The following is a 20083-nucleotide window of genomic DNA, read 5'->3' on the forward strand; positions in this document are numbered from 1 at the left end:
AAGCCATCCGCTGCCTCAAACGCTACGTCGCCCGCGAGCTCTACCCACTGCTGCACCAACCCCTCGACAATCCATAGGGGCATCCCCGGTATCCGGCCGTCCGGCCCACTTGCGAGACGAAACCTGGACTCCGTCTCGGCGACGCCATGACCGGCAGGACAGGCCCTACGCTGCATCTCGTGGACCTGACGACCGAAGAAGCCCTGGCCGTACGGATGCGCAGCCTGCTGCTGACCCCGGAGAAGCGGTGCGGCAGCGTCGCCGAGATCGTCGAGTGGTTCGGCGCGATGCAGGCCCAGGACATGGCCAGCGGCCTGTGGTCGCTGGGCGTACGCCTGCCGGGCTCGGCCCTCGGTGACGTCGAGGCGGCCCTCGAGCGCCGGGAGGCGATCCGCACCTGGCCGATGCGCGGCACGGTGCACCTGGTCCCGCCCGCCGACGCGCACTGGATGCTCGAGCTCATGGGTGTGCGCGCCCTCGCCGGCGCCGCGAAGCGCCGCGAGACCATCGGCCTGTCCGAGCAGACGGCGGACCGCGGGGTCGAGGTCCTCGCCGAGGCCCTCGCCGGCGGCAAGCGCCTGACCCGCGCCGAGTGCCTGGCCGCGCTCGCTGCCGGGGGAGTCGAGCTCAGCGGCCAGATGGGCTACCACCTCCTCTGGTACGCGAGCCAGCGCGGCGTCACGTGCATCGCCCCGCACCTGGGCAAGGAGCAGACGTTCGTGCTGCTCGACGAGTGGGTGCCGGAGCCGCGCCGCCCGTCGCGCGAGGAGGCGCTCGGCCTCATCGCGCTGCGCTACTTCCGCAGCCACGGCCCGGCCACCGCGCAGGATCTCGCCCGCTGGACCGGCCTCACCCTCACCGACACCAGGGCCGGCATCGCGGTGGCCGGCGAGGCGCTGACCACCGTGCGCGTCGACGGCACCGACATGCTGGTGGACCCGGCGGCCCTCGACCCGGCCCCGGCCATCCGCGACGACTGGGCCGCGTTGCCCGGTTTCGACGAGTACATGCTGGGCTACAAGGACCGCACGCTGATGGTCGACAAGGAGCACCTCGACGCGATCGTCCCCGGCGGCAACGGCGTCTTCCAGGCCACTCTGGTCGAACGAGGTCGCACCGTCGCGACGTGGAAGCGGACCCTCGGTAAGAAGGCGGTCAATGTGGACGTGTCTCCGCTGACGCCCCTGACCCGGGCCGCTCGATCCCGCGCGGAGGCGGCACTCGAGCCCTTCGCCTGGTTCGTGGGTCTTCCGCTGCGGGTGCGCTGGCCCTCAACGGCATGACCTGACCGATGCCGCCTTCAGCAGCCCTTGAAGCGCTTGTCGGCGGACCACCCGGTGTTCGCCCAGGCTTGGGGATCCGGGGGAGTGAAACCGGGGAACCGCTTGGCCAGCGCGTCCAGGAGCCACTTCGTGAAGCGAGCGGCCCCCTGCGGGCATGTGTGGACGCCATCGGAGCTGCGGTCGGCCTTGCCGTTGCGGTGCTGCTGGTAGCTGTCGCCCCATACCTCGCCGGCGTCGAGGAGGTGAGCCTTCCCTGAGGAGCCCTCTGCGACGGTCCGGGCGGCGGCGGGCGCACGGTCGAGGTCGCTCTTGTGGGGCTTGTAGAAGTCGTCGGGTTTGATGGGCGGCATGGTGACGAAGACCAGTTCCGCCCCGGCGCGGGTGACCGTGCTCAGCAACCTGCGGTAGGCGCTCTCCTGCTCATCCCGCGAGCCCCAGTCATAGGTGGTGATCTGGTAGACGACCAGCGACGGCTTGGCAGCGGTGATCTCCTTGGGCAGCGTCTTCCACTGCTCGTCGGAGAACGGTCCGACGACGTTACCGCCGCCGTCGGCGGCGAGGGACTGGAAAGGAACGTCGGCGGCTGCGAACGCGGCGCCGAGGGGTGGCGCTTCCCCCGCGGCCACCGAGTCGCCGAGGAGCAGCACCTTGGACATCCCCGGGCTTGCCGCTGCGGCGGCCGGCCGCGAGCCGGCGGGCGCGTCCGTGGACTGGCCGGAGCAGGCGGTGGTCAGCAGGAGCAGGCCGCAAAGGCCGAGGGCGAGACTCGATGTCTTGGTCATGGCGACAACGGTTGCGCCCCTGTGTCCCGGTATCTGCGCCGTTGTGTCGCAGCCGTGTCGCAGGATCACCCCGATCTTCGGGCGTGCCGGTCGGCGTTCTGCACACTGGTTCGGTGGTGAAGATCCTGCTCGTCGAAGACGATCCACTGGTCCGGCGTGGGCTCCAACTCGCGCTGTGCCGACACGGCCACGATGTGTGCACCGCCGAGACGGGGGAGGAGGGCCTACGGCATGTGCAGGCCTCCATGCCGGACCTGGTGGTGCTCGATCTGATGCTGCCGGACCTCGACGGTCTGCAGGTGTGCTCCCGCATCCGGTCGATCTGCGAGGTACCGGTGATCATGCTCACCGCCCGTGGCGACGACCTCGACGTCGTCAGCGGTCTGGCGGCCGGCGCCGACGACTACGTCATCAAGCCCGCGCAGCCCAGCGTGCTTGATGCCCGGATCCGCGCGGTACTGCGCCGCAGCACCAGCGCCCCTGACGGCGTGCGGGTACACGGTCATCTGCAGATCGACACCACGGCCCTGACGGTGTCGCGGCAGGGCGAGCCGGTGCCGCTGACCCCGACCGAGCTGCGGCTGCTGCTGACCCTGTCCCGTGCTCCCGGACGGGTGTTCAGCCGCCAGCAGTTGCTGGAAGAGGTGTGGGAGCACGATTACCTCGGGGATTCCCGGCTGGTCGACAACTGTGTGCAGCGCCTCCGGGCGAAAATCGAGACCAGTCCGGCGAACCCTGAGTACGTGCAGACGGTGCGCGGATTCGGCTATCGGTTCGGCCCGGTATGACCAGGGCGCTGGTGCCCCGTGGACTCCGCGCCCGGCTGCTCGTGGCGTTCGTGCTGGTGACCGTGCTCGGGGCAGCCGCAGCGGCCTGGTCGAGCGCCGAATCGGCGGGCCGCGCGCTGGTCACCACGACCCAGCGGCAGCTCACCGACACCGTCGCCGGCCAGATCAGTGCGATCACTCCCCAGCTGAGCTATCCACCCGACCAGCGAACACTCGATCGGCTGCGTACCGCCGTCGGCGCGGGCACCGAGGTCACCTACGGCACTCTCCGGTCCGGGGACGGCGCCGAGACCGGCCTGGTCACCGGCGCGCTGCGTGCTGCCGTACGGACCGGCCACCGGATCGTCGCGCAGCGGATCATCGCCCACGGCAGACCATGGCTGCTCATCGGCACACCCGTCATGATCACCGGGCCGGACGGCGGCCGCGTCGCATCCGGCATCGAGGTTTACGCCGTGCGCGATCTCACCGGTGTCGAGCAGCAGGTCGACGGGCTCACCCGGTCTGCGGTCCGCACGGCGGCGCTGGCCCTGCCGCTGGCGGTGCTGCTGGCGCTGTTGGCAGCGGGCAGTGTGCTGCGCCCCGTACGCACGCTCCGCGACACCGCACGCCGGCTGGCCGCCGGTGATCTCGACGCGAGATCGGCGCCCCGGGGAGCCGACGAACTGGCCGACCTGACCCGCACGATCAACCGGATGGCCGAGTCGATGCAGCGGATGCAGGCCGATGCGAAGAGGTTCGCCGGCGACGCCTCGCACGAGCTGCGCACCCCGTTGAGCACGCTGACGGCGGTGATGGAGGTGCTGGCGGCGGCGACCGGCGGCATGGACGCGGACGCGCGCGAGTCCGCGCAGCTGGCGATCACCGAGACCCATCGGCTGGTCCGGCTCGCGGAGGATCTGATGGAGGTGTCCCGGTTCGACGCCGGTACCGCCCAACTCCGGCTGGAGGACGCGGACCTGCGCTCCGCCGTGGGGGACTGCCTGCGGGCGCGGGGCTGGCTGGAGCGGGTCGAGCTGGTGGCACCGTACGAGATCCGGGTGCGGCTGGACCGGCGCAGGCTGGACGTCATCGTGGCCAATCTCGCCGGCAACGCCCTGCGGCACGGCGAACCTCCGGTACGCGTGGGCGTCTCAGCCGATCGGAAGCAGGTGTGGATCGAGGTGACCGACAGCGGGCCGGGCCTGCCCGAGCACCTGCTGCCCCGGGTCTTCGACCGCTTCTTCAAGTCGGACTCGGCCCGGACCCGCACCCCGGGCAGCGGACTCGGGCTGGCGATCGCGAGGGAGAACGCCCGCCTCCACGGCGGCGACCTCACCGCGGACAACGTCGTCGGCGGCGGAGCTCGCTTCGTGCTCCGGCTGCCGCGGAACCTGGAGGACGAATGAGACGAATCTGGTCGGCGGCGTTGCCGGCGTTGCTGGTGTTGCCGGCAGCGGGCTGCGGCGTCGAGCCGTCCGGCGTCACCGACATGCGTGACGCTCCCACGGGACTGGCGTCCGGGCCGACGTTGTACCTGGTCGACGACGACGGACGGCTTCGAGCCGAGCGGCGCACGGCCGACAGCCTGGGCACGATCCCCGAGGCGGTGTCATTGCTGTTGTCGCTGTCGAAGAAGCCCGGCGACCAGATCGCGATCCCGGACGACGGGCCCACCACCGTCTTCGTGAACGCCGCGCCCGACCTGATCCAGCTGAGGGTTCCCTTGGCCACCTACGAGGTGACCGCGCTCGGCATCGATCAGATCGTCTGCACGGCGCTGGGCGTGTGGGTGCAGAGCGGCGGCTCGAGGACCACTCAGGTCCAGCTGGAGTTCACCGTGGCCGACCCGGAGACGGAGTCGGACAAGCGCCGGACCTGCCCGCTGATCGGATGATCAGCCCAGCTGGGTGACGTCGATGGTGACCGGAGCCGGTTCGGGCGCGACCAGCCACAGCACCGCGATCGCGATGGTGACCGCCGTGAACGCCAGCAAGCCGCTGCGTCCCCGGGCCCAGGCGGCACGAAACCGGATCGGGTCCTCCACCAGGTATTTCGACAACGCGGCCAGACCGATCGACGCCGCCCACACGGTCAGGGTCCAGGCCACCCCGTGGAGTCCGGTCCGTTCCTGGGACAGCAGCACGATGACCGGCCAGTGCCACAGGTACAGGCTGTAGGAGATCACCCCCAGCCACCGCAGCGGCCGTGCGGCGAGCGCTCCGGCGATCCACGTGTGCGGCGCCTGCGTACACAGCCCCACCAGCAGCGCGGAGGCCGCGGAATGCAGGAAAAGGCCACCGGTGAACAGCCACGCCGACCGCTCTCCGTCGACGAGTATCCACGCCATGCCGAGCCCGGCCACCAATGACGCCAGCATGGCACCCGCGCACCGGCCGACCGCACGGTGCAACGCGTCGCGCACCGGCCGGGTGGCGACCAGAGCACCCAGCAACAGCGAGAACGCCCGGGTGTCGGTGCCGGTGTAGACCCGCGTCGGGTCCGCGGCGTCGACGAGCGCGATCATCACCATCAGGGAGACCGCCGAGGCCCCGAGCGCCCCCACGGCGACCCGGCGCTCGACCCGCTGCCCCCGCCAGGCGAGGACCGCCACCACCACCGGCCACACGAGGTAGAACTGCTCCTCGACGGCGATGCTCCACAAGTGCCCGAACACCCGGCCCGGACCGAACCGGTCCCAGTAGCCGGCCGACTCGGCGAGCAGATGCCAGTTGACGAGGTTGGCCTGAACCCACGGACCGTCGGACAGCGTCGTTCGTACGATGTCCGGCGGCCCCACCGCCAGAACCAGCAGCGACACGCCGACCACCATGACGGCGAGGGCCGGAAGCAGCCGCCGGATGCGCCTGCCCCAGAAGCCCGCCAGCGAGACGGAGCCTGTCGCTGCGACCTCCCGGAGCAGAAGATCGGTGATCAGGTAGCCGGACAGGGCGAGGAACAGGTCGACCCCGAGGAACCCGCCGGCCATCAGACCGGTATGGAACGACAGGACCCCGGCGATCGCTACCCCGCGCAACCCGTCCAGGGCCGCCACGTGGTGCCTCGGCCCTAAACCGTGTTCGACAGCGTTCATGCCGCTGACTCTGGCGAGCCCACGTCCGGATCCCGTCCCGGTGATGTCGCAGATCGGTCCCATGCCGCGCCCGCCTCGGCTTTTGTTAACAACCCTTGATAATTAAGTTCACGAACGTCAAGATGTGGTGAACCAGTCCTGGTCATCGATGTGTCAGGAGCCGCCATGAGAAAACGACGTACCGTGTTCGCGCTGGTCGCCGGCGCCGCGATGACCCTGACGACGGCGGTGGTGCTCGCTCCCGCCGGCATGGCCGCCGTCTCCGGCGGCCCGGTGCCGGCCGCGGCCGTCGCCTGCACCGCGCCGACCTGGGCCGAGGGCAACACCTACACCGCGGGCACGCAGGTGACCTACAACGGTCACCTCTACTCGGCGCTGGTCACCCACACCGCCTACCCGGGAGCCAACTGGAACCCCGCCGCGACGCCGTCGCTCTGGCGTGACCTGGGCGCGTGCACCGGCGGTCCGACCACGCCGCCGACCACCCCGCCCACGACGCCGCCGACCACCCCGCCGACCACGCCGCCCACCACGCCTCCGACGACGCCGCCCACGGGCACCACCTGTGCCGTGAAGTCGAAGCCGGCCGGCAAGGTCCTCGTCGGCTACTGGGAGAACTGGGACGGCGCGGCCAACGGCGTACACCCGGGCCTGGGCTGGGTCCCGATCACCGACAGCCGCCTCAAGCAGCACGGCTACAACGTCATCAACGCCGCGTTCCCGGTGATCCGCTCCGACGGCACGGTGCTGTGGGAGGACGGCATGGACGCGGGCGTCAAGGTGTCCACCCCCGCCGAGATGTGCCAGGCCAAGGCGGACGGTGCCACCCTGCTCATGTCCATCGGCGGCGCGGCGGCCGGCATCGACCTGAGCTCCAGCGCCGTGGCCGACCGGTTCGTGGCGACGATCGTGCCGATCCTCAAGCGGTACAACTTCGACGGCATCGACATCGACATCGAGACCGGCCTCACCGGCAGCGGCACCGTCAGCACCCTGTCGACGTCCCAGTCCAACCTCATCCGCATCATCGACGGCGTGCTCGCCCAGATGCCGTCCAACTTCGGCCTGACGATGGCCCCGGAGACCGCGTACGTCACCGGCGGCAGCGTCACGTACGGCTCGATCTGGGGCTCCTACCTGCCCATCATCAAGAAGTACGTCGACAACGGCCGCCTCTGGTGGCTGAACATGCAGTACTACAACGGCAGCATGTACGGCTGCTCCGGCGACTCCTACTCGGCGGGCACGGTCCAGGGCTTCGTCACCCAGACGCAGTGCCTCAACAACGGCCTCACGATCCAGGGCACGACGATCCGCGTGCCGTACGACAAGCAGGTGCCGGGCCTTCCCGCCCAGCCGGGAGCGGGCGGCGGCTACATGAGCCCGTCGCTGGTCTCCCAGGCCTGGAGCGGCCTCAACGGCAACCTGAAGGGCTTGATGACCTGGTCGGCCAACTGGGACGGCTCCCGGGGCTGGACCTTCGGCGACAACGTAAAGGCACTGGAAGGTCGCTGACACCCTGCTCCACCACGGCCCGCCGCACCTCGTGCGGCGGGCCGTGCTGTGATTCTCGCCCCGCTTCCGCTCGGTCCTTGACGGTGAAATAATTGCTTAGTCAACGATGTTGTGCGGGGCGGTCCGGGACCGATGGTCCCGACAGAGAAGCTCAGGAGCGGGTCATGCAGTTCGGGATCTTCACCGTCGGCGACGTCACGCCCGACCCCACGACCGGGCGGGTGCCGACCGAGCACGAGCGGATCACGGCGATGGTGACGATCGCCAAGAAGGCGGAGGAGGTGGGCCTCGACGTCTTCGCGACCGGCGAGCACCACAACGAGCCCTTCGTGCCGTCCTCGCCCACGACCATGCTCGGATTCATCGCCGCGCAGACCGAGAAGCTGCTGCTCAGCACGTCCACCACGCTGATCACGACCAACGACCCGGTCAAGATCGCCGAGGACTACGCGATGCTGCAGCATCTCTCCGGCGGGCGGGTGGACCTGATGATGGGGCGGGGCAACACCGGTCCCGTCTATCCGTGGTTCGGCAAGGACATCCGGGCCGGCATCCCGCTCGCGGTCGAGAACTACGCCCTGCTGCACCGGCTGTGGCGCGAGCACGTGGTCGACTGGAAGGGCAAGTACCGCACGCCGCTGCAGTCCTTCACCTCGACCCCGCGCCCGCTCGACGGCATCCCGCCGTTCGTCTGGCACGGATCGATCCGGAGCCCCGAGATCGCCGAGCAGGCAGCCTTCTACGGCGACGGATTCTTCGCCAACCACATCTTCTGGCCGGCCTCGCACACCCAGCGGATGGTCGGGCTGTACCGCGAGCGCTTCGCCCACTACGGCCACGGCGACCCCGACCAGGCCATCGTCGGCCTCGGCGGGCAGGTCTTCCTGCGCCGCAACAGCCAGGACGCGGTGCGGGAGTTCCGGCCGTACTTCGACAACGCCCCGGTCTACGGCCACGGCCCGTCGCTGGAGGACTTCAGCCGGGAGACGCCGCTCACGGTCGGCAGTCCCCAGCAGGTCATCGACCGTACGCTGGGCTTCCGCGACTACGTCGGCGACTACCAGCGGCAGCTCTTCCTAGTCGACCACGCCGGCCTGCCGCTGAAGACGGTGCTGGAGCAGCTGGACCTGCTCGGCGAGGAGGTCGTGCCGGTGCTGCGCAAGGAGTTCGCCGCGCTCAAGCCGGCGCACGTGCCCGAGGCCCCGACGCACGCGTCGCTGCTGGCCGCCCGTTCCGCCGCCGCCGAGGAGGCCCTCGCATGAAGCACCGCTCGCTCGTGGTCGTGACTGCCGGCCTGAGCCAACCGTCGTCCACCCGCCTGCTCGCGGACCGGCTGTCCGCGGCGGCGGAGGACCGGGCCGCGGGGCTCGGCGTCGCGCTGACCGTACGGGTCGTCGAGCTGCGCGACGTGGCGCACGACCTGATGAACCACATGCTCACCGGCTTCCCGCCCGCGGCGTTGCGTGAGGTGCTGGACGCCGTGGCGGCGGCGGACGGCCTGATCGCCGTGACACCCGTCTTCAACGCGTCGTACAGCGGGCTGTTCAAGTCGTTCTTCGATGTGGTCGACAAGGACGCGCTGGCCGGCAAGCCGGTGGTGGTCGCCGCCACGGGTGGCACGGCTCGGCACTCGCTGGTGCTGGAGCACGCGTTGCGGCCGCTGTTCGCGTACCTTCGGGCGGCCGTCATGCCGACGGCGGTCTTCGCGGCGTCGGAGGACTGGGGCGGCGACGAGGCGGAGGGCCAGTTGGGCGGCCGCATCGACCGGGCCGGGCGCGAGCTCGCCCGGGAGCTGGAGGCGCGCGAGCCCGCCGAGGTCGCGGACCCGTTCGCGCTGACCGCCTCGTTCGAGGAGCTCCTCGCCGGGTAGAAAGAACGAAACCGACAGGGGGCGTCATGGCGGAGATCGTGCTCATCCGGCACGGGCAGACCGAGTGGAGTGCGGCCGGCAAGCACACCTCGTACACGGATCTGGAGCTGACCGGGGCGGGCGAGCAGCAGGCCCGCGAGGCCGGGAAGCGCCTGCAGGGCCGGACCTTCGCGGCGGTGATCTCCAGTCCCCGGCGGCGGGCCCTGCGCACCGCGGAGCTCGCCGGGCTGAGCGTCACCGAGATCACCGAGGACCTCGCCGAATGGAACTACGGCGAGTACGAGGGCATCACGTCGGCGGTCATACGGGAGAGCCGGCCCTCCTGGTGGCTGTGGACGGACGGCTGCCCGGGCGGCGAGTCGCCGGAGCAGGTGGGGGAACGCCTCGACCGGGTGCTGGACCGGGCCCGCGCCCACCTCGACCAGGGTGATGTGGCCCTCATCGCCCACGGGCACAGCCTGCGGGTGGCCGGGGCCCGCTGGATCGGGCTGCCGACCAGCGGCGGCGGCCTGCTGAGGCTGGACACCGCGACGCTGTCGACGCTGGGCTTCGAGCACGGCCGGCCGGTCATCGACACCTGGAATGCCGCCGCCATAGAAGTGTGACGATCGGTACATGTGACGCGCACGTAACAGGTCGTCCTTTTTCGGCGACTAGCGTCCGGCGGCATGAATCTGCGGACCACCGCGATCGCGGCCCTGCTCGCCGTCGTCACGGGCATGGCCATCGGCTCTCCGGCGAATGCGGAACCGGCCCGTCCCGCGACGCCGGTTCCTGCCGCCGAGCCGGGGCAGCCGGCGCCGGGGTGGTCGGACGCCCGCCGCGGCGGCGAGCGGCTGCTGACCTGGCGCGCATCCGCCAAGCTGCCGATGGGCGACGCGACGGTCGAGTTCTACGCCGGTGACCGGCTCCTGGGCCGGCCGCGAGGCGCCGCCGACCTGCGGACGTTCACCCTCGAGGTGGGGGACACGCGAGCGGTCGACCTGTCCACACTGCAGGTGCGAGCAGGGGGCCGGCGACTCGACGGTGCCCCGGCCGCGCCACGCCCGGCCTTGAAGGTCACGCGTAAGGCCGCACCGGCGGCGCCGGTGTCCGAGGATCCCGGCGTCCCCGGCCCCTATCCGACCGTCACGGGCGAGTACACCCTCGAACCCGTGACCCTGCCCGGGTTTCCGCAGCCGGTGGAGATGCAGGGCGTCGTCGCCGGCCCCAAGGGCGCACCGGGCGAACGGCCTCTGGTGCTGCTTCTGCACGGCAGGCACTTCACCTGCTTCGCGGGCGCCGACGCCGGGAAGATCAGCGGGGAGTGGCCGTGCCCGGCCGGATCCGAGCCGGTGCCGAGTCACCGCGGCTTCCCCGAGCTGCAAAGGTTGCTCGCCTCCCAGGGCTACGTCACCGTCAGCATCTCCGCCAACGGGGTCAACGCCCAGGACGGCCTGGCCGACGACGGTGGCGCCCAGGCCCGCTCGTCCCTGATCCGGCTGCATCTGGCCCGCTGGGCGCAGTGGGCGGGTGCCCAGCGCTCCTCGGCCCCCGAGATCGTCCGCTCGGTCCCGCCGGCCGACCTGTCGCAGGTGCTGCTGGCCGGTCACTCCCGCGGCGCCGACGGCGTCAACCGGGCGGCGCTCGACAGCCTCAGCCCACCGCCGGCGGACCGGGACGGGTACCACGGCGCCGTGCGCTGGACCGTACGCGGGACGGTGCTCCTGGCGCCGACCCTGCGCGGCCACAACCCGGTGCCGGACCTGCCCTCGGTGACCGTGCTGCCCGGCTGTGACGGCGATGTGGCGGACCTGCAGGGTCAGATGGCGGTGGACGCCACCCGGGGCGTCAGCAGGGGCCGAGCGCTGCACTCGGCGCTGTACGTCGTCGGAGCGAACCACAACTTCTTCAACACCGAGTGGACGCCCGGCCAGGCCGAGGCCCCGGCCTTCGACGACGCCAGCTCGATGGATTCGGCCTGCCGGACCGGCTCGGCGCCCGGCCGGCTGACCGCCGCCACCCAGCAGCGGGTGGCCGCCACCTACCTGTCCGCGGCCGCTCGCTTGTTCATCACCGGGGACGACGCCGTGCGAGGCCTGCTCGACGGGTCGGGGCTGCGCGCCCCGTCGGCCGACCCGGCGCGGGTGCTGCACCACGCCCTGGGCGGGAACCGGACGCCGGTCCTGCTGCCGACCGCGACCACCCCGGTGAGCGGCGCCCGGCTGTGCGCCGAGGTCACCCCGGACCCGGCCGCCGTCTGCCTGCCGCCCGGCCGCTACAACCCGCCGTCGCCGCACTTCGTGCAGTTCGCCGGCGGCACCGATCCGGACCGCTACGCCGTCGCCCTGACCTGGTCGCGCGCCGGCGAGCCGGTCACGATGCGCCCGCCGGCCCCGGTCTCGGTCCGGGACGCCACGGACCTGGCGCTGCGGCTCATCGTCGCGCCGAACCTGGTGGGCGCCCGGATGGACGTCGCGGTCACCGACGCCGCCGGCCACCGGGCGAGCCTCGGCGAGGTCACCGCCGACGGCCTGCCCAGCTCCGGGCTCACCACCGCGCACTGGGCCCAGGAGGTCCGCGTACCGCTGAGCGCCGCGGCGCGCGCCGGCGTGGACCTGGACGCGATCGCCGAGCTGGAGCTGGTGCCGCGCAGCGCGTCCGGGCAAGCCTGGCTGATCGACGCGTGGGGCTGGCGGGCGGGGACGCCGCTGCCCGGGCCTGTCGCGCTGCCCCGGGTCGACGTCGGCCACGTCACCGTGGACGAGGGCGACGGCGGCGCGCGGACCGTGCGCATCCCGGTCACCGTGACCGGCGGCGGCGCGGGCGAGGTGACCGCGTTCCTCAGCGACTCCGGCACGTCCGCGACGACGGCCACCCGGATCGCCGTGGCCGCGGGCAGCACCACCGTCGACGTGCCGATCACGGTCGACGGCAATGCACGGTACGGGTACGACCACGGCTACGGCCTGCGCGTCCGGGCCCTGCGCGGAGTCGTCGTCGGCGCCTACGACGGCGGCCTGCTGGTCCGCGACGACGACCCGGTCCCCGCCGTCACGGCGTCGCCACCGGTCCGGGCTTCTGAGGGCGAGCCCCTGCGGTGGCGTCTCGCACTGTCGTCGCCGGCCGACTGTCCGATCAGCATCGGCTACTCCGCCGAGGCACCCGCCGGCGGCAGCGAGGTGTCCACCGCCGACGTGGAGCCCGGCTGGCTGTTCGACCTGACCGGGCAGCAACCGGCGCCGGCGCGGCCGCTGTCCGACACCGGCCTGCGCGCGTCACTGGTGGTGCCGGCCGGAGCCGACGGGGTGGACCTGGTGGTGCCCACGGTCGCGGACGACGCCGCCGAGCCCGAGCGGACCGTACGCTTCACGACGACCTACTCGGGGCTCGACGCGGCCGTCTACCTGCCCGGCCCGGAGGTGAGCGGCACCCTCACCGACCGGCCGTGACCCAGCGCTGGTTGGCGGTGCCGGCGCAGTCCCACAGCTGCAGGGCCGCGCCGTTGGCCCGGTTGGCGTCCGTGACGTCGACGCACCGGCCGGACGAGGCGTTCACGAGGGTGCCGGTGGGAGACAGGCCGAACCGCTGCACCGGGTTGCCGTTGCAGGTGACGAGCTGGATCGGCGTGCCGTTGCCGAGCGCACCGCCGGCGGGGTCCATGCACTTGCCCAGGGCGCGCAGCGTGCCGTCGGCGGTGAACGTCCACTTCTGAGGGCTCTGTCCGGTACAGGTCCAGAGCTGCAGCCGGGTGCCGTCGGCGGTGTTGCCGGCCGGGAGGTCGACGCAGCGCCGGCTGAGCGCCGACCGCAAGGAGACGGTGCCCGCCGGTGCGGACGCCGACGCCGGCGCGGATGCCGGGGCCGTCGCGGACGCCGATGCCGATGCCGAGGCCGAGGGCGCCGGCGCGGTGGTCGGTGCCGCCGTCGTCGCCGAAGGGGACGGGGTTGCCTCGCCGGTGTACTCGTACGCCCGCACGTAGTCGATCAACAGCTGCCGCGGGAAGGTCGTACTCGCGTCCGGGTCGCCGGGCCAGGAACCGCCGACCGCGAGGTTGAGCAGCAGCGAGAACGGGTGGTCGAAGACCCACGTGTTGGCGCCGATGGAGGCCGGCGTGGCGCGGTGGTACTCGACGCCGTCGACCTGCCAGACGATGAGGTTCGGAGTCCAGTCCACCGAGAACACGTGGAAGGCGTCGGAGACCGGCGCGCTCAGCACCTTGGACGACTGGATGCCGCCGGCCCCGGAGTAGCCCGGGCCGTGGATCGTGCCGTAGACCGTGTTCGGGGCCGGCGCGCCGACGTGCTCGAGGATGTCGATCTCTCCCGAGCCGGGCCAGCCCGCCGTGTCCAGGTTGTCGCCGAGCATCCAGAACGCCGGCCAGATGCCCTGCCCGCCGGGCACCTTGATGCGCGCCTCGAACCGGCCGTACGCCTGGGTGAACTTTCCGGCGGTGATCAGCCGGGCCGACGTGTACTGGCAGGTGCCGTACCAGCACTGGTACCCGCCGGGGTTCTCCTTGCGGGCGGTGATGACCATGTTGCCGGTGCCGTCATGGGCGGCGTTGCTGGTGCTGGTCGTGTACCACTGCCGCTCCTTGTTGGCCGCGCCCGGCTCGCCCGTCTCCATCGTCCACTTCGTCGCGTCGGCGGGGGTGCCGGCCGGCGCGTTGAACTCGTCCTGCCAGGTGAGCCGGGTGGTGGCCGCGCCGGCCGAGTCGTGGCGGGACGCGGCGTACAGGCTGCCGCCGAGGGCCGCCGCGACGGCGAGTGTCGCCACGAGGATCCGGGAGCTGCGCATGGGGATGCCTTTCCGGGGGGACGGAAAACTGGAAGCGCTTCCAGACATGACGGCCGATCTTGCGGGACTGCCCGGATCCCGTCAAGCCGGCGCCTTAACAGAACCTGTGGTGGTCCTGAAGTCCGACGGATCGCCTCAGGCGGACGCGCGCCCGGTGAGCTCCGGGTCGGTGCAGGACCTCAGGGGATCATCCAGCCCAGCACCGGAGTGCCCTGCAGAGTCACCAGGACGCACATGACCAGCAGCAACGCCAGGCTCCAGCCCACCACCCGGCGGAAGATGTCGCCCTCGCGGCCCGCCATGCCGACCGCGGACGCCGCGATCGCCAGGTTCTGCGGGCTGATCATCTTGCCGAGGACGCCGCCCGAGGAGTTCGCCGCCGCCAGCAGGAGGGGGTCGAGGCCGGCCCGCTCGGCGGTCTGCACCTGCAGCGCCCCGAACAGGGCGTTGGCCGAGGTGTCGGAGCCCGTCACCGCCACGCCGATCCAGCCCAGGATCGACGACAGCACCACGAAGAAGCCGCCGGCGGCGGCGAGGAACTCACCCAGGGTGTTGGTCTGGCCGGACTGGTTCAACACGTACGCGAGAGCCAGCACCGCCATCACCGTCACGATCGCGTGGCGCAGCTCGACGTATGTGGCGACGTAGGCGCGCAGGGCCCGCCCCGGCCGGATCCGCAGCACCAGTGCCGTCAGGATGCCCGCCAGGATCATCAGCGTCCCGGCCGCGGGCAGCCAGCCCAGGGTGAAGGTCGTCGACGCCAGCGGCTTGCCGTTCGCGGCGAACACGTGCAGGCCCGGCCATCCGAAGGCGACGGTCCACGGCTCCTTCGCCAGCGCCGCCTTGACCGGGCCGAGGTTCGCGACCGAGAAGATGACGATGATGATCAGGTACGGGGCGTACGCGCGTACCACCTCGGCCGTGGTGTCGCGCCGCTCGGCGGTGACGACGGAGGAGCCGCCGGAGGGGGCGGTTTCCCGGTCCGGTGCAGCGGAGGTGGTGTGCAGGTCCGGGGACTCCACCGGGCGCCAGAACCGCAGGAGCACCATCACCGCGGCCGCGGCGAGCAGTGCGGCGATGATGTCCGTGAGGGGGACCGAGACGTAGTTCGAGGCCAGGAACTGGCCCACCGCGAAGACCGCCCCCGCGACGAGCGCCGCCGGCCAGGTCTGCCGCACCCCGCGACGGCCGTCGATCACCGCGACGAGCACGAGCGGCACGACCACCGCCAGCAGGGGCGTCTGCCGGCCCACCATGGCGCCGAGGGTCTCGGTGGTCAGCCGCGGGTCGTCGCTGGCACCGGACGTCACCGTTCCCAGCGTGACGATCGGCGTGGCGAGCGCGCCGAACGCGACCGGCGCGGTGTTGGCGATCAGCGCCACCGAGGCCGCGCGCAAGGGCGGGAAGCCGAGCGCCATCAGCATCACCACGGTGACCGCGACCGGGGTGCCGAAGCCGGCCAGCGCCTCCAGCAGCGCCCCGAAGCAGAACGCCACGATGATCGCCTGGATGCGCATGTCCGGGCTGACCCGTTCCATCGAGCGGCGCAGCACGTCGAAGTGTCCGCTCACGACGGTGAGGTTGTAGACCCAGATGGCGTTGATGACGATCCAGAGGATGGGGAAGAACCCGAACGCCGCGCCCTCGGTCGCCGAGAGCAGGGCCTGACCGACGGGCATCGAGTAGATCGCGACCGCCACCACGAGCGCCACGGCGAGGGAGATCAGACCAGCGAGCCACGCCCGCATCCGGACCGCGCCGAGCAGGACGAAGAGGGTCAGCAGGGGCATCACCGCGAACAGCGCCGACAGTGCCACCGAGTCGCCGACCGGGTCCGTCACGATCGTGAACCGATCCGCCATGGCCGCCATCCAGGATCGTCGATTGTGTGACCCAAGTTACGGCGAAACGGTGACCTCCGCCAGCGCTGCGTGAAGGTCCCCGCCCCGGGCGAATGCGCGGCGCTGCCGGGCGGCGCCCGTACCCTCGGCGCGGACGCGGTCCAGCTGCTCGGCCACGATCCCGGTGTCGCCGAGGCGGTGCAGGGCCGGGGTCACCAGCTCGACCAGGTCGCCGACGAGCTCCCAGGCCGGCCACGCCACCCCCGTCCGCGCGTCCAGCAGGGTGCCGTCGAGGCCGGTGTGCGCGGCGTTCCAGTGCGCGGCCTCGAGAAGGTGGTCGGGGATGCGCGGCTCCGGCCCGTCCGCCTCCACGACGGTCACCACCAGGGCGCGGATCAGGCCGGCCAGCAGCACGGCGTCGTCGGCGGTGGGGCACACGTCGGCCACCCGGATCTCCACCGTCGGGTAGGTGGCCGACGGGCGGGCGTACCAGAGGATCATGCTCTCGTCGAGCATCGCGCCCGAGGAGACCAGGGCCGTCACGGTGCGGTCCCAGTCCTCCGCGGAGGCGAAGTGCGGGGTGGGCCCGAGGGCGGGCCAGCGCTTCAGCTGGATCGAGCGCCAGCTCGCGTGGCCGGTGTCGGCGCCCGCGTAGAACGGCGAGTTGACCGTGAGGGCCTGCAGCACCGGCAGCCACGGGCGCAGGCGGTTGCTCACCCGGACGGCGGTCTCCCGGTCCGGCACGCCGACGTGGACGTGGCACCCGCAGACCGCGGCGTCATACGCGATGGGCCCGTAGTGCCGGGCGATGGCGTGGAAGCGCGGGTTCTCGGTCGGGTCGCGGACCGGCTCGGCGACCGGGGTCGCGCCGATCGCGGCCAGCCGGGCGCCCGCCTCCTCCGCAGCCTCGGCCGCCGCCCGGCGCAGGCCGGTCAGCTGCCCGGCGAGCTCCGGCAGGCCGGTGCAGACGGGGCTGACCATCTCCAGCATGCTGTGCCGGAACTCCAGCCGGCTCTGGGCGCGTACCTCGTCCGGCAGCGCGGCGAGGACCTTCTCCACCACGGGCGCGTTGTGGCCCGTGCCGGGGTCGAGGAGCAGGAACTCCTCCTCGACCCCGAGGGTGAGCGCCGCGGTCATCCGCGGGTGGCGGTGAGGACCACGACGGCGATGCGCTCGGCGTGCGCGTACGCCTCGCCGTCGAGCTCCTCGCCGTACACGTCGGGGTCGACCTCACGATAGGTCCACGTCAGGTCGGTGTCCGCGAGGCGCTTCTCGGCGGCGGCGCGCAGCGGGTCGTGGCCGTCGACGATGCCCGTACCGCTGAACAGCACCAGCGAACCGCCCGGTGCGAGCCGCTCGGCCGCCGCGTCGAGGATGGCCAGGGACAGGCCGTGCCCCTCGGGGCCGCCGCCGTCGCGGTACGCCCGCCCGGCCGGGTCGATCATGAAGGGCGGGTTGGAGACGATCAGGTCGAAGTCGCCGTCCACGCCGGAGAGCAGGTCACTGTGGCAGGGTCGCACGCCGGTGGTGCCGGCCAGCGCGGTGTTGACCTCGGTGAAGCGCAGCGCGGCGTCGTTGATGTCCACCGCGAGCACCTCGGCGCCCGGGGCGCGCTTCGCCACGGTGATGGCGCCGGCGCCCGTGCCGCAGCCGATGTCGACCGCGCGGCGCACCGGCCGGTCGCGGCCCTCGACGTGCGCGGCCGCGGCGTCGGCCATCCGGTACGTGTCCGGGCCGAAGAACACGGAGTCCGCGGCCGTCGTCGGGAAGGCGGAGTGCACGAAGAGCTCGCCGTCGTACGTGGAGAACCGCACCCGGCTGCGCCAGTGGTCACCGCCGCGGTCCAGCATCCCGGCCTCGTCCAGAAGCTCGACGATGCGCGCAGGCAGCGTGCCCGGCTCGAACGGCCGGCTCCAGCCGAGGACGTCGCGCAGGCTGCGGGCCAGCGCGTTCTCCGGCCGGGCGTTGACCCGTGCGTGCGTGGCGGGGGTGACCGTGGTGAACGAGTACCCCAGGTCCTTGAGTGCCGTGCCCAGCTCGCGGAGCGCGGTCACGGCGGTCGTCCTCGTGATCATGCGCGGGTGGGTGCCCACGTGGGGGCGGGATAATCCCTCAGTCCAGCGGAAGGGAGGCGCGGATGTCGCCGAGGCCGCGGGCGATCAGGAGCTCGCCGTCGCGGGCATCGGTGGCCACCATGACGCGCGCCGACTCGCCGGGCGCCACCGTGACCGCGGCCCAGCCGGTCAGGCGAACCGGCTCGTCCCGGTCGGCGGGCTGGTGGTAGACCTGGACCACCTCGCGGCTCTCCCGGTCGCCGACGTTTGTCACCGTCACGCCCACGCCGGGGGAGTCGCCGCCGATCACGCGCGCGTCTGCGTACTCCCACCGGCCGTAGCCGAGGCCGTGACCCAGCCAGTAGGCCGGCTCGGGTTTCCGGCCGTCGAGGTGCGCGCGGGCGGCCGGGAACGGCCTCGGCGGGTGCCTGCCGTCGTCCGCCGGGAATGTCGTCGTCAGGCGCCCGGCCGGTTCGACGGTGCCGAGGAGCGCGGCAGCGACGTCGTGCCCGGCCCCGGGCCCCGGCGGGCCGGTCCAGAGGACCGCGTCGACCCGGTCGCGCCACGGCATGAACACCGGCGTGGCCGCGCGGACCACGACCACCGTGTGCCGCGCCGCCCCGGCCACCGCGTCGACGAGGGCGTTCTGAGTTCCGGGCAGGTGCAGCGCCCGCTCGTCGGCCGCCTCCTCCTCGGGCCCGACGAGGATGACCGTCACGTCCGCCAGGGCAGCGGCGCGCACGGCGTCGTCGATGGCCTCGACGGTCTCGCGGGACGCCTCGTGGCGGGCCGGCCCGAGGCCGTCGGCCAGGGTGAGCCGCTCGCCGAGGTGCGCCTGGACCGGGTCGCCTCCCATCGCGAAGGTCTCGACGGAGTGCCGGCCGATCAGCGCCACCGTGGCTGACGGGTCCAGGGGTAGCACGCCCCCCTCGTTGCGCAGCACCGTCATGTCGCAGGCCCAGGCGGCGGCGGGGGCCACGACCTGGTCGGAAGCTGTCGTCATCGGGCCTCCCGCCTCACTGACACGTGTAACTTGATCGTGTCAGTACCGTAGTCAGCGGCGAGCGCCCACGGCAAGACCGCCGGAAGAGGTCAGCGGCATGAACGACGCCACACCGCGCCGTGTCACCAGCGCCGACGTGGCCCGGGTCGCGGGCGTGTCCCGCGCGACGGTGAGCTACGTCCTCAACAACACCCCGCATCAGACCATCTCGGCGGGCACCCGCGCCCGCGTCCTGGACGCCGCGGCGGGGCTCGGCTACGCGCCCTCCGCCGCCGCTCGGACCCTGCGTACCGGCCGGTCCGACGTCGTGCTGTGCCTGCTGCCGGACTGGCCCATCGGCAGCGAGGTCGGCGCCCTGCTCGGGCACCTCTCCGCCGAGCTGGCCCGGGCCGGGCTGACGTTCCTGGCCCATCCCGGCACCCGGCCCGGGCACCCGGTCGGGCCGCTGTGGCGCGCCATCAGCCCCGCCGCGGTCCTGGCCTTCAGCGGCTTCCCGGCAGCCGAGCGGGACGCCATGCGCGCGGCCGGGGTTGCGCCCGTGGTCGCGCCGCTCAGCCGGCCGGGGCCGGGCACCGCGGGTCCCCAGCAGCGGGTCGGGGCCCTGCAGGTGGCCCATCTGGCGGCGGCGGGACACACCCGGGTCGGGTATGCGTACCCGGACGACGACCGTGTCCGCGTCTTCGCCGACCCGCGCCTGGAAGGGGTCCGCGTGCGGTGCGCCGAACTGGGCCTGGGGCTGCCGGAGGTCCGCACTGTGCCCCTGGAGCCGGAGCCGGCGGCCACGGCCGTCCGGGGATGGCGCGCCTCCGGCGTGACCGCGGTGTGCGCGTACAACGACGAGGTCGCACTGGCGGTGCTGGCCGGGCTGCGGCGGCTGAGCCCGGGGGCGCCGGGGCGGCTCGCGGTCATCGGAGTCGACGACATCCCGGTGGCCCGCCTGGCCGAGCCCGCCCTGACCACGGTGACCACCGACCAGGCGGCGCTGGCGGCCCACCTGGCGACGGCGGTCCTCGCCGCGGTCCACGGCGAGCCGGATCCGGAGCTGGACCTGGCCGCGGCGATCCACGTCGTGCCCCGCGACTCCGCCTGAGCGCC

The 20083-nt window shown here is 72.6% G+C and carries 17 protein-coding genes; 10 read left to right on the forward strand and 7 right to left on the reverse strand.

What is annotated here, in order from left to right; translation table 11 throughout:
* Positions 1-179 precede the first annotated feature (179 nt).
* On the forward strand, positions 180-1283 hold the full coding sequence (locus tag AB0J80_RS31205) for a winged helix DNA-binding domain-containing protein (RefSeq protein ID WP_364712066.1): 1104 nt from the start codon (positions 180-182) through the stop codon (positions 1281-1283).
* 17 nt (positions 1284-1300) lie between these two features.
* Here AB0J80_RS31205 and AB0J80_RS31210 read toward each other — a convergent pair whose 3' ends face one another.
* Positions 1301-2065 (reverse strand): SGNH/GDSL hydrolase family protein, encoded by a 765-nt coding sequence (locus tag AB0J80_RS31210; RefSeq protein WP_364712069.1) that lies wholly within the window; start codon positions 2063-2065, stop codon positions 1301-1303.
* A gap of 113 nt (positions 2066-2178) precedes the next feature.
* Between AB0J80_RS31210 and AB0J80_RS31215 the strand changes: the two genes are divergently transcribed.
* Genes AB0J80_RS31215 through AB0J80_RS31225 form a run of 3 tightly spaced genes read left to right on the forward strand, consistent with a single transcriptional unit; the run spans position 2179 to position 4729 of the window.
* Positions 2179-2853: a response regulator transcription factor gene (locus tag AB0J80_RS31215; protein ID WP_364712072.1), complete on the forward strand. Its 675-nt coding sequence runs from the start codon at positions 2179-2181 to the stop codon at positions 2851-2853.
* Positions 2854-2864: 11 nt separating this feature from the next.
* A complete protein-coding gene (locus tag AB0J80_RS31220; RefSeq protein WP_364712075.1) occupies positions 2865-4241 on the forward strand; it encodes a HAMP domain-containing sensor histidine kinase in 1377 nt (458 codons plus the stop codon).
* Complete coding sequence (locus tag AB0J80_RS31225; RefSeq protein WP_364712077.1) at positions 4238-4729, forward strand: hypothetical protein; 492 nt, start codon at positions 4238-4240, stop codon at positions 4727-4729. The genes AB0J80_RS31220 and AB0J80_RS31225 overlap by 4 nt, the downstream gene beginning before the upstream one ends.
* Here the strand turns inward: AB0J80_RS31225 and AB0J80_RS31230 are convergent, their stop codons facing one another.
* On the reverse strand, positions 4730-5926 hold the full coding sequence (locus tag AB0J80_RS31230; protein WP_364712080.1) for an acyltransferase: 1197 nt from the start codon (positions 5924-5926) through the stop codon (positions 4730-4732). It abuts the gene before it with no gap.
* 165 nt (positions 5927-6091) lie between these two features.
* Between AB0J80_RS31230 and AB0J80_RS31235 the strand changes: the two genes are divergently transcribed.
* The 5 genes from AB0J80_RS31235 to AB0J80_RS31255 all read left to right on the forward strand — a co-directional run bounded on the left by AB0J80_RS31235 (position 6092) and on the right by AB0J80_RS31255 (position 12742).
* Positions 6092-7441 (forward strand): glycosyl hydrolase family 18 protein, encoded by a 1350-nt coding sequence (locus tag AB0J80_RS31235; RefSeq protein ID WP_364712083.1) that lies wholly within the window; start codon positions 6092-6094, stop codon positions 7439-7441.
* Between the two features lie 164 nt (positions 7442-7605).
* Complete coding sequence (locus AB0J80_RS31240; RefSeq protein WP_364712086.1) at positions 7606-8703, forward strand: LLM class flavin-dependent oxidoreductase; 1098 nt, start codon at positions 7606-7608, stop codon at positions 8701-8703.
* Entirely contained in the window at positions 8700-9311 is a 612-nt protein-coding gene (locus AB0J80_RS31245; RefSeq protein ID WP_364712089.1) for an FMN reductase, read from the forward strand. Before AB0J80_RS31240 ends, AB0J80_RS31245 begins: the two co-directional genes overlap by 4 nt.
* A gap of 26 nt (positions 9312-9337) precedes the next feature.
* On the forward strand, positions 9338-9916 hold the full coding sequence (locus AB0J80_RS31250; RefSeq protein WP_364712092.1) for a histidine phosphatase family protein: 579 nt from the start codon (positions 9338-9340) through the stop codon (positions 9914-9916).
* A gap of 63 nt (positions 9917-9979) precedes the next feature.
* Positions 9980-12742 (forward strand): hypothetical protein, encoded by a 2763-nt coding sequence (locus AB0J80_RS31255; protein WP_364712095.1) that lies wholly within the window; start codon positions 9980-9982, stop codon positions 12740-12742.
* Here the strand turns inward: AB0J80_RS31255 and AB0J80_RS31260 are convergent.
* The 5 genes from AB0J80_RS31260 to AB0J80_RS31280 form a co-directional block, all read right to left on the reverse strand.
* Positions 12726-14090, reverse strand: coding sequence for a family 16 glycosylhydrolase (locus AB0J80_RS31260; protein ID WP_364712097.1), 1365 nt, complete (start codon positions 14088-14090; stop codon positions 12726-12728). The two genes, AB0J80_RS31255 and AB0J80_RS31260, sit on opposite strands and share 17 nt — an antisense overlap.
* A gap of 179 nt (positions 14091-14269) precedes the next feature.
* Entirely contained in the window at positions 14270-15961 is a 1692-nt protein-coding gene (locus AB0J80_RS31265) for an L-lactate permease (protein ID WP_364712100.1), read from the reverse strand.
* Positions 15962-15988: 27 nt separating this feature from the next.
* The gene (locus AB0J80_RS31270) at positions 15989-17068 is read right to left on the reverse strand and encodes a glutamate--cysteine ligase (protein WP_364712102.1); all 1080 of its coding nucleotides are present in this window, start codon (positions 17066-17068) and stop codon (positions 15989-15991) included.
* A complete protein-coding gene (locus AB0J80_RS31275; RefSeq protein ID WP_364712104.1) occupies positions 17065-18006 on the reverse strand; it encodes a class I SAM-dependent methyltransferase in 942 nt (313 codons plus the stop codon). Before AB0J80_RS31275 ends, AB0J80_RS31270 begins: the two co-directional genes overlap by 4 nt.
* 37 nt (positions 18007-18043) lie before the next feature.
* Positions 18044-18988, reverse strand: a complete 945-nt coding sequence (locus tag AB0J80_RS31280; protein WP_364712106.1) for a glycoside hydrolase family 3 C-terminal domain-containing protein — start codon at positions 18986-18988, stop codon at positions 18044-18046.
* A gap of 97 nt (positions 18989-19085) precedes the next feature.
* Between AB0J80_RS31280 and AB0J80_RS31285 the strand changes: the two genes are divergently transcribed.
* Positions 19086-20078: a LacI family DNA-binding transcriptional regulator gene (locus AB0J80_RS31285; protein WP_364712108.1), complete on the forward strand. Its 993-nt coding sequence runs from the start codon at positions 19086-19088 to the stop codon at positions 20076-20078.
* The last annotated feature ends 5 nt before the right edge of the window (positions 20079-20083 follow it).

The organism is Actinoplanes sp. NPDC049548 (genome assembly GCF_040676695.1).
Lineage (GTDB): Bacteria > Actinomycetota > Actinomycetes > Mycobacteriales > Micromonosporaceae > Actinoplanes.